6 protein-coding genes are annotated in these 10258 nt (G+C 65.5%); 1 reads left to right on the top strand and 5 read right to left on the bottom strand.

Annotated elements, in window-relative coordinates:
- Window positions 1–143: 143 nt before the first annotated feature.
- From tuf to rpsL, 4 genes are all read right to left on the bottom strand, one after another.
- Entirely contained in the window at window positions 144–1337 is a 1194-nt protein-coding gene (tuf, locus tag ACFWP7_RS12720; RefSeq protein WP_365442151.1) for an elongation factor Tu, read from the bottom strand.
- A 168-nt stretch (window positions 1338–1505) separates the two neighbouring features.
- The gene (gene fusA / locus ACFWP7_RS12715) at window positions 1506–3635 is read right to left on the bottom strand and encodes an elongation factor G (protein WP_384380377.1); all 2130 of its coding nucleotides are present in this window, start codon (window positions 3633–3635) and stop codon (window positions 1506–1508) included.
- A gap of 39 nt (window positions 3636–3674) precedes the next feature.
- Window positions 3675–4145, bottom strand: a complete 471-nt coding sequence (gene rpsG / locus ACFWP7_RS12710; protein WP_055517367.1) for a 30S ribosomal protein S7 — start codon at window positions 4143–4145, stop codon at window positions 3675–3677.
- Window positions 4146–4147: 2 nt separating this feature from the next.
- Window positions 4148–4519 carry a 30S ribosomal protein S12 gene (gene rpsL, locus ACFWP7_RS12705; RefSeq protein ID WP_050372972.1) on the bottom strand — a complete coding sequence of 124 codons (372 nt, stop codon included), beginning with the start codon at window positions 4517–4519 and terminating at the stop codon, window positions 4148–4150.
- A gap of 372 nt (window positions 4520–4891) precedes the next feature.
- On the opposite strand from rpsL, the gene ACFWP7_RS12700 reads away from it, so the two are divergent.
- A complete protein-coding gene (locus tag ACFWP7_RS12700; protein WP_384380373.1) occupies window positions 4892–6190 on the top strand; it encodes a hypothetical protein in 1299 nt (432 codons plus the stop codon).
- Between the two features lie 149 nt (window positions 6191–6339).
- On the opposite strand, the gene ACFWP7_RS12695 is transcribed toward ACFWP7_RS12700, so the two are convergent.
- Window positions 6340–10239: a DNA-directed RNA polymerase subunit beta' gene (locus ACFWP7_RS12695; RefSeq protein WP_365442145.1), complete on the bottom strand. Its 3900-nt coding sequence runs from the start codon at window positions 10237–10239 to the stop codon at window positions 6340–6342.
- Window positions 10240–10258: the final 19 nt, after the last annotated feature.

Raw genomic sequence — 10258 nt, 5'->3', positions numbered from 1 at the left:
GCCACCGTTGCCCGGGGCCCGGGGGACACACCCGGACTCGGGTTTTTCCGGATATTGGCTGACGGGCCGGACCGCCGGGTTTCCCCCGGCCCCTTCTCGGAGCTCTTGAAGGAGCTACCAGGCGTTCAAGCCAACAAGTAGGACTACTTGTTGATCTTGATGACCTGGCCGGCGCCCACGGTCCGGCCACCCTCACGGATGGCGAACTTCAGGCCCTCTTCCATGGCGACGGGCTGGATGAGCGAAACGGTCATCGTGGTGTTGTCGCCCGGCATGACCATCTCCGTGCCCTCGGGGAGGGTCACGACACCGGTCACGTCAGTCGTACGGAAGTAGAACTGCGGACGGTAGTTGTTGAAGAACGGCGTGTGGCGGCCGCCCTCGTCCTTGGACAGGATGTAGGACTGGGCCTCGAACTCGGTGTGCGGCGTGACCGAACCGGGCTTGATGATGACCTGGCCGCGCTCGACGTCCTCGCGCTTGATGCCACGGAGGAGCAGACCGACGTTCTCGCCCGCCTGGCCCTCGTCGAGCAGCTTGCGGAACATCTCGATGCCGGTGACCGTGGTGGTGGTCTTCTCGGTCTTGATGCCGACGATGTCGACGGTCTCGTTGACCTTGAGGACACCACGCTCGATACGGCCGGTGACGACCGTACCGCGACCGGTGATCGTGAAGACGTCCTCGATGGGCATGAGGAACGGCTTCTCGACGTCACGCTCGGGCTGCGGGATGTTCTCGTCGACGGCCTTCATCAGGTCGAGGACGGTCTGACCCCACTCCTTGTCACCCTCAAGAGCCTTGAGCGCCGAGACCTTGACGACCGGAAGGTCGTCGCCCGCGTACTCGTACTCGGAGAGGAGCTCACGAACCTCGAGCTCGACGAGCTCCAGGATCTCCTCGTCGTCCACCATGTCGGCCTTGTTCAGGGCGACAACGATGTACGGAACGCCGACCTGGCGGGCCAGGAGCACGTGCTCCTTGGTCTGCGGCATCGGGCCGTCGGTGGCCGCGACCACGAGGATGGCGCCGTCCATCTGCGCCGCACCCGTGATCATGTTCTTGATGTAGTCCGCGTGACCGGGGCAGTCGACGTGGGCGTAGTGACGCGTCTCGGTCTGGTACTCGACGTGCGCGATCGAGATCGTGATACCGCGCTGGCGCTCCTCGGGAGCCTTGTCGATCTGGTCGAAGGCCGAGGCCTCGTTCAGGTCCGGGTACGCGTCGTGCAGCACCTTGGTAATGGCGGCCGTGAGGGTCGTCTTACCGTGGTCGATGTGACCGATGGTGCCGATGTTGACGTGCGGCTTAGTCCGCTCGAACTTTGCCTTCGCCACTGGGTCCTCCTGCGGAGTGGTTCTGGTACGCCTTACTCATCGGCGCCAGGTGATCTTTGCTGGGATGCCGCCCGCCGGGGTTCTGTCCCGGGGACGATCGCTCGTCCCTCGGCCGGGTTGAAACCCCCGGCGGTCGGTGTCAAGCCTAAAGCGTGCAAACGGGGTGTGTTACTCGCCCTTGGCCTTCGCGATGATCTCCTCGGCGACGTTCCGGGGAACCTCGGCGTAGGAGTCGAACTGCATCGAGTAGCTTGCGCGACCCGAGGTCTTGCTGCGGAGGTCGCCGACGTAGCCGAACATCTCCGAGAGGGGCACGAGGCCCTTCACGATACGAGCACCGGCACGCTCGTCCATGGCCTGGATCTGGCCACGGCGCGAGTTGATGTCGCCGATGACATCGCCCATGTAGTCCTCGGGCGTGGTGACCTCGACGGCCATCATCGGCTCGAGCAGCACGGGGCTGGCCCTGCGCGCACCCTCCTTGAAGGCCTGCGAACCGGCGATCTTGAACGCCAGCTCGGAGGAGTCGACCTCGTGGTAGGCACCGTCGAGAAGCGTGATGCGAACACCAGTCATCTCGTAGCCCGCCAGGATGCCGAACTGCATGGCCTCCTGCGCACCGGCGTCCACCGACGGGATGTACTCCCGCGGGATACGGCCACCGGTGACCTTGTTCACGAACTCGTACGCCGGACCATCGGTCTCGGTGATGGGCTCGATCGCGATCTGCACCTTGGCGAACTGACCGGTACCACCGGTCTGCTTCTTGTGGGTGTAGTCCACGCGCTCGACGGCCTTACGGATCGTCTCACGGTAGGCGACCTGCGGCTTACCGACGTTGGCCTCGACCTTGAACTCACGGCGCATACGGTCGACCAGCACCTCAAGGTGCAGCTCGCCCATACCACCGATGATGGTCTGGCCGGTCTCCTCGTCCGAGTGAACCTGGAAGGAGGGGTCCTCCTCCGCGAGACGCTGGATGGCTACACCCAGCTTCTCCTGGTCACCCTTGGACTTGGGCTCGATGGCGACCTGAATGACCGGCGCCGGGAAGTCCATGGACTCCAGGATGACCGGGTTCTTGTCGTCGCTGAGCGTCTCACCGGTGGTGGTCTGCTTCAGGCCCATCACGGCGACGATGTCGCCGGCGCCCACCGACTCGATCTCCTCACGCTTGTTCGCGTGCATGCGGTAGATCTTGCCGATGCGCTCCTTCTTGCCCTTGACGGAGTTCAGCACCGCGGTGCCGGACTCCAGGCGGCCCGAGTAAACCCGGACGAAGGTGAGCTTGCCCAGGTGCGGGTCGCTCATGATCTTGAACGCGAGCGCGGACAGCGGCTCGTCCACCGACGGCTTGCGCTTGATCACGATCTCCGGGTTCTTGACGTCGTGGCCCTCGATGGCCTCGACGTCAAGCGGAGTCGGGAGGTAACGCACGACCGCGTCGAGCAGGGGCTGAACGCCCTTGTTCTTGAACGCGGTGCCACAGAACACCGGGGTGACCGTGACGTCGTTGGACTTGCCGGACGCGATGGTGACGCGACGGATCGCGGCGTACAGCTGCTCCTCGGTGGGCTCCTGGCCCTCCAGGAACAGCTCCATGATCTCGTCGTCGTTCTCCGCGACGGTCTCGACCAGCTTGCCGCGGTACTCCTCGGCAGCCTCGGCGTGCGTGGCGGGGATGTCGACGACGTCGTACATCTCGCCCTTCTCCGCCTCGGCGGACCACACGAGCGCCTTCATGCGGACCAGGTCCACAACGCCCTTGAAGTCCATCTCGGCACCGATCGGCAGCTGCATGATGATCGGAACGGCGCCAAGCCGGTCCTTGATCATGTCCACACAGCGGTGGAACTCCGCGCCGGTCCGGTCGAGCTTGTTGACGAAGCAGATACGCGGCACGCCGTAGCGGTCGGCCTGACGCCACACCGTCTCGGACTGCGGCTCAACGCCGGCGACACCGTCGAACACCGTGACGGCACCGTCGAGGACGCGCAGCGAGCGCTCCACCTCGACCGTGAAGTCGACGTGCCCCGGGGTGTCGATGATGTTGATCGTGTAGTCGTTGTCCTCGAGCGGCCAGTGACAGGTGGTCGCAGCAGAGGTGATCGTGATGCCACGCTCCTGCTCCTGCTCCATCCAGTCCATGGTGGCAGCGCCGTCGTGGACTTCACCGATCTTGTAGCTGACGCCGGTGTAGAAGAGGATCCGCTCAGTGGTGGTCGTCTTGCCCGCGTCGATGTGAGCCATGATCCCGATGTTGCGGACCCTGGCAAGGTCAAGTGAAGTGGTAGCCATAAGGCTTCGGTCTTCTCTCGGTCTCGATGGGGGTAGCGACTACCAGCGGTAGTGCGCGAAGGCCTTGTTGGACTCGGCCATCTTGTGGGTGTCCTCGCGCTTCTTCACAGCGGCACCAAGGCCGTTGGAGGCGTCGAGAAGCTCGTTGAGCAGACGCTCGGTCATGGTCTTCTCGCGGCGGGCGCGGGAGTAACCGACGAGCCAGCGCAGCGCGAGCGTGCTGGCGCGACCGGGCTTGACCTCGATCGGCACCTGGTACGTCGCACCGCCGACGCGGCGGGACTTGACCTCGAGGGTCGGCTTGATGTTCTCCAGAGCGCGCTTGAGCGTGATGACCGGGTCGTTTCCGGTCTTCTCGCGCAGGCCCTCCATGGCGCCGTAGACGATGCGCTCGGCGGTGGAGCGCTTACCGTTCATCAGCACCTTGTTGATGAGCGACGTGACAAGAGGGGATCCATAGACCGGGTCGATGATGACCGGGCGCTTCGGGGCGGGGCCCTTACGAGGCATTTCTACTTCTCCTTCTTGGCGCCGTAGCGGCTGCGGGCCTGCTTGCGGTTCTTGACACCCTGGGTGTCGAGAGAACCACGGATGATCTTGTAGCGAACACCGGGCAGGTCCTTCACACGGCCGCCGCGCACGAGCACGATCGAGTGCTCCTGCAGGTTGTGTCCCTCACCCGGAATGTAAGCAGTGACCTCGATCCCGCTGGTCAGACGCACACGCGCGACCTTACGCAGGGCCGAGTTCGGCTTCTTCGGGGTGGTCGTGAACACACGCGTGCAGACTCCGCGACGCTGGGGCGAACCCTCGAGCGCGGGCGTCATGTTCTTCTTGACCTTGTCCTGCCGGCCATTCCGGACCAGCTGCTGAATCGTAGGCACTACTTCTCCGGTTTCTGTGTGCCGATGGTGAAGCTAACCTGGAACGTCGCCGACCCACGCGGTCGGGTGTGTCGAAGCCTGCAGACTCCCGCCGCAAGGCGAAAAGGGCGCAGATTCACGGTGGCCGCTTACGACTTCCGCTGCGGTTCGAAGGCACGCAGCGGAGCCAGGGCACACCCCAGGCACAAGGTATGAGCGTACCTACCTCATTCGCTGTGGTCAAAACAAATGCCCAGCGGTCGGCACACGGGGGGTTCCGGACGGGTCCGGACCGGGATGTGCGAGTCTGTCGCGATCTTACGTACAGGCAGTTCACAACCACCGGGACAGTGAGTCACACTCTGGGTCGGTGGCCGGACGGGGGGAACCGTCATGAGCACGATCTCCGACAGCGCGGCGAAGGAGTCCGGCATACCGGACCGGCAGCGGCGGGACTGGCGATCGCGAATACCGGGCGGCCACCTGGCCGGCCACCTCGCACTGCCGGCAGGCGTACGACCGTACGCCGCCCCCCTGATCCTCTACGGCGTCACCAAGCTCGTCGGACTCGGCGTCTTCGCCCGGCTGCTGGAAAGCGCCGACGAGTACCACGAGAAGAACCCGCGCTTCGGGGGCGGCACCCACTGGTGGGACGTGCTCGGCAGCTGGGACGGCTGGTGGTACCTCCAGGTCGCGGAGAAGGGGTACGACCCCCACCCGCTGGAGCGGCTCGATCCGGGCGGCATGTTCACGGTCAAACAGAACTCGGTCGCCTACTTCCCGCTCTACCCGGGTCTGATCCGGGCAGTGTCCGAGATCACCGGCCTGGGCCTGTTCGGGTCCGGCCTGCTGGTCTCGGTCCTGGCCTCGTTCGTCGCCGCGGCCGGCGTCTACGCCGTGATCTCGCTGCTCGCGGGGGCCCGTGCGGGCACGATCGCCGCCGGGCTGTGGGCCGTGTCACCCGGCGCCGGCACCGAGTGGGCGGTGTACTCGGAGTCCCTGTTCGTGGCGATAGCGGCCTGGTGCTGCTACGCCGTGATGAAACGCCGGTGGGTGGCGGCCGGACTGCTCGCCTTCGCCGCCGGGCTCAGCAGGCCGACGTCCGCCGCGCTCATCGGCGCCGTGGGACTGGCCGCGCTGGTCACGCTCGCCCGGCGCGAGAGCAGACGAGAACACGGAGTCGCGGGCCCGGTGTACGCCATCTTCGCCGCGCCGCTCGGCCTGCTCACCTACATCACCTGGGTCGGCCTCAGCATGGGCGACCTCACGGCGTACTTCACACTCCAGAAGGAGGGGTGGGCGCACTACTTCGACTTCGGCCACTACACGTACGACGTCCTGCGCAACACGGCGGTCGGCAGGCACGACTACATCTTCGCGTTCAGCGTCCCGGACCTGCTCGCCGTACAACTGGTGCTGGCCCTGCCCTTCCTGATCGCACTGATGCTGCGCAAGCGACCGCCCCTGGTGCTGGTCGCCTACACGCTGGCCGGCATCGTCTCCGTCCTGGGCACCCAGCAGATGTTCGGCAACACCTCGCGCTACCTGCTCCCCTGCTTCCCCCTGCTCCTCGCCCCGGCAGCCGCGATGAGCCGCCTCAAGCTGCCGACCCTGCTGGTGTTCTTCACGACGGCCGCGGTGGCATCGGGGTGGTACGCGCACTACGTGATCTTCGAGTTGGGGATTCCATAGATTCCGTAGGGCGAGCGGGTCACAGAACAGCCCTCAGCGCCACTGAAGGGCCCGTACAGGCCCTGGGCCCACCGACGACACGCAATGACACGCCGAAGGGCGGCCACCCCGTACGAAACGGAGTGGCCGCCCTTCGGCAGACGTACGCCTTACTGGTTGTACGGACCGTAGTCGTAGTCCTCCAGCGGGACGGCCTGGCCGGAGCCGGTGCCGAACGGCGAGTAGTCGATGTCGTCGTAGCCGACGGCCGAGTACATCGCGGCCTTGGCCTCCTCGGTCGGCTCGACCCGGATGTTGCGGTAGCGGGACAGGCCCGTACCGGCCGGGATGAGCTTGCCGATGATGACGTTCTCCTTGAGGCCGATCAGGGAGTCGGACTTGGCGTTGATCGCCGCGTCCGTCAGAACCCTGGTCGTCTCCTGGAAGGACGCCGCCGACAGCCACGACTCGGTGGCGAGCGAGGCCTTGGTGATACCCATCAGCTGCGGACGGCCGGAGGCGGGCTGACCGCTCTCCTGGACCACACGACGGTTCTCGGTCTCGAACTTCGAACGCTCGACCAGCTCGCCGGGCAGCAGCTCCGCGTCGCCCGACTCGATGATCGTCACACGGCGCAGCATCTGCCGGATGATGATCTCGATGTGCTTGTCGTGGATCGACACACCCTGCGAGTTGTAGACCTTCTGGACTTCGCCGACCAGGTGGACCTGGACCGCGCGCTGACCGAGGATCCGCAGCACGTCGTGCGGGTTGGTGGCACCGAAGGTGAGCTTCTGGCCCACCTCGACGTGGTCACCCTCACGCACCATGACCTTGGCACGCTTCGAGATCGGGAACGCCGTCTCGTCGCTGCCGTCGTCCGGGGTGACGACGATCTTCTTGGTCTTCTCGGTCTCCTCGATACGGATGCGGCCGGCCGCCTCCGAGATCGGGGCGACGCCCTTGGGCGTACGAGCCTCGAAGAGCTCGACGACACGGGGCAGACCCTGGGTGATGTCGTCACCGGCCACACCACCGGTGTGGAAGGTACGCATCGTCAGCTGCGTGCCGGGCTCACCGATGGACTGGGCGGCGATGATGCCGACCGCCTCACCGATGTCGACCAGCTTGCCGGTGGCCAGCGAACGGCCGTAGCACATGGCGCAGGTGCCGACGGCGGACTCGCAGGTCAGGACCGAGCGGGTCTTGACCTCCTCGATGCCGTGCTTGACGACCTCGTCGATGAGGACGTCGCCCAGGTCGGTGTTGGCCGGAGCCAGCACCACACCGTCGACGACGATGTCCTCGGCCAGCGCACGTGCGTACACGCTGGTCTCGACGTTCTCCGCCATCCGCAGCACACCGTCCGCGCCGCGCTCCGCGATCTTCAGCTTGAGGCCGCGGTCGGTGCCGCAGTCCTCCTCGCGGATGATGACGTCCTGCGAGACGTCCACCAGACGACGGGTCAGGTAACCCGAGTCGGCGGTACGCAGGGCGGTGTCGGCCAGACCCTTACGAGCACCGTGAGTCGAGATGAAGTACTCGAGCACCGACAGGCCTTCACGGAAGGAGGCCTTGATGGGGCGCGGGATCGTCTCGTTCTTGGCGTTCGACACCAGACCACGCATACCGGCGATCTGACGCATCTGCATCATGTTTCCTCGGGCACCCGAGTCAACCATCATGAAGATGGGGTTGGTCTTCGGGAAGTTCGCGTTCATCGCCTCGGCAACCTCGTTGGTCGCCTTGGTCCAGATCGCGATGAGCTCCTGCGTGCGCTCGTCCTTGGTGATCAGACCGCGCTCGTACTGCTTCTGGACCTTCTCGTCCAGCGCCTCGTAGCCCTTGACGATCTCCTTCTTCGCCTCGGGAACGACGATGTCGGAGATGGCCACGGTGACGCCGGAACGGGTCGCCCAGTAGAAGCCGGCCGCCTTCAGGTTGTCGAGCGTCGCCGCCACGATGACCTTGGGGTAGCGCTCGGCGAGGTCGTTGACGATCTCGGAGAGCTGCTTCTTGCTGACCGCGTAGTCGACGAACGGGTAGTCCTCGGGCAGCAGCTCGTTGAAGAGCGCACGGCCCAGCGTCGTACGGAGACGGAAGACGTCTCCCTGCTGCCACTCGGACTCGCCCTCTTCGCGGACCGGCGGCACCCAGCCACGCGGCGGGATGGTGCCCACCGGGAAGCGGATGTCGACGGCCGACTGGAGCGCGAGCTCGCCGGCGTCGAACGCCATGATCGCCTCGGCCGTGGAGCCGAAGGACCGGCCCTCGCCCTTGACGTCACGCAGCTCGCCGTCCGTGGTCAGGAAGAACAGACCGAGGACCATGTCCTGGGTCGGCATCGTGACCGGGCGGCCGTCGGCGGGCTTCAGGATGTTGTTCGAGGACAGCATCAGGATGCGGGCCTCGGCCTGCGCCTCCGCGGAGAGCGGCAGGTGCACGGCCATCTGGTCACCGTCGAAGTCCGCGTTGAACGCGGTGCAGACGAGCGGGTGGATCTGGATGGCCTTGCCCTCGACCAGCTGCGGCTCGAAGGCCTGGATGCCGAGGCGGTGCAGCGTCGGCGCACGGTTCAGCAGAACCGGGTGCTCGGCGATGACCTCTTCCAGGACGTCGTACACGACCGTGCGGCCGCGCTCGACCATGCGCTTGGCGCTCTTGATGTTCTGCGCGTGGTTGAGGTCCACGAGCCGCTTCATCACGAAGGGCTTGAAGAGCTCCAGCGCCATGGCCTTGGGCAGACCACACTGGTGCAGCTTCAGCTGCGGACCGACGACGATCACGGAACGCGCGGAGTAGTCCACACGCTTGCCGAGCAGGTTCTGACGGAAACGACCCTGCTTGCCCTTGAGCATGTCCGACAGCGACTTCAGCGGACGGTTGCCGGGGCCCGTGACCGGGCGACCACGACGGCCGTTGTCGAAGAGCGCGTCGACGGCCTCCTGAAGCATGCGCTTCTCGTTGTTCACGATGATCTCGGGGGCGCCGAGGTCAAGGAGTCGCTTCAGACGGTTGTTGCGGTTGATCACGCGGCGGTACAGGTCGTTCAGGTCGGAGGTCGCGAAGCGGCCACCGTCCAGCTGCACCATCGGACGCAGGTCCGGCGGGATGACCGGGACACAGTCGAGGACCATGCCCTTGGGCTTGTTGCTGGTCAGCAGGAACGCGGAGACGACCTTCAGGCGCTTGAGCGCACGGGTCTTCTTCTGGCCCTTGCCGGTACGGATGATCTCGCGAAGCCGCTCGGCCTCTTCGTTCAGGTCGAAGGACTCCAGGCGCTTCTGCAGCGCCGCGGCACCCATCGAACCGTCGAAGTACGTGCCGAAGCGGTCGCGCAGCTCGCGGTAGAGGAGCTCGTCGCCCTCCAGGTCCTGGACCTTGAGGTTCTTGAACCGGCTCCACACCTCGTCGAGACGGTCGATCTCGCGCTGCGCACGGTCACGCAGCTGCTTCATCTCACGCTCGGCACCTTCGCGCACCTTGCGGCGTACGTCGGCCTTGGCGCCCTCGGCCTCAAGCTCGGCCAGGTCGCCCTCAAGCTTCTTGGCACGGGATTCGAGGTCGGAGTCGCGACGGTTCTCGACCTGCTGACGCTCGACGGAGACGTGCGCCTCCAGCGAGGGCAGGTCACGCGTACGACGCTCGTCGTCGACGTACGTGATCATGTACGCCGCGAAGTAGATGACCTTCTCCAGGTCCTTCGGAGCGAGGTCGAGCAGGTAGCCAAGACGCGACGGAACGCCCTTGAAGTACCAGATGTGGGTGACGGGCGCGGCCAGTTCGATGTGGCCCATCCGCTCACGGCGCACCTTGGCACGAGTGACCTCTACGCCACAGCGCTCACAGATGATGCCCTTGAAGCGGACGCGCTTGTACTTGCCGCAGTAGCACTCCCAGTCCCGGGTCGGACCGAAGATCTTCTCGCAGAAGAGTCCGTCCTTTTCGGGCTTGAGGGTGCGGTAGTTGATGGTCTCAGGCTTCTTGACCTCGCCGTGGCTCCACTGACGGATGTCGTCAGCGGTGGCCAGACCGATCCGGAGCTCATCGAAGAAGTTGACGTCGAGCACTATGCGTCAATCCCTCTCA

It is taken from the genome of Streptomyces sp. NPDC058470 (assembly GCF_042721055.1).
In the GTDB taxonomy this organism is placed as follows: Bacteria; Actinomycetota; Actinomycetes; order Streptomycetales; family Streptomycetaceae; genus Streptomyces.
The sequence above is the reverse complement of the archived record's forward strand: the minus strand, read 5'-3'. Positions and strand labels throughout refer to the sequence as shown.

Coding starts and splice junctions, on each gene's coding strand:
- fusA (WP_384380377.1), bottom strand. CDS start 3,635: ATGGCTACCACTTCACTTGACCTTGCCAGGGTCCGCAACATCGGGATC.
- rpsG (WP_055517367.1), bottom strand. CDS start 4,145: ATGCCTCGTAAGGGCCCCGCCCCGAAGCGCCCGGTCATCATCGACCCG.
- ACFWP7_RS12700 (WP_384380373.1), top strand. CDS start 4,892: ATGAGCACGATCTCCGACAGCGCGGCGAAGGAGTCCGGCATACCGGAC.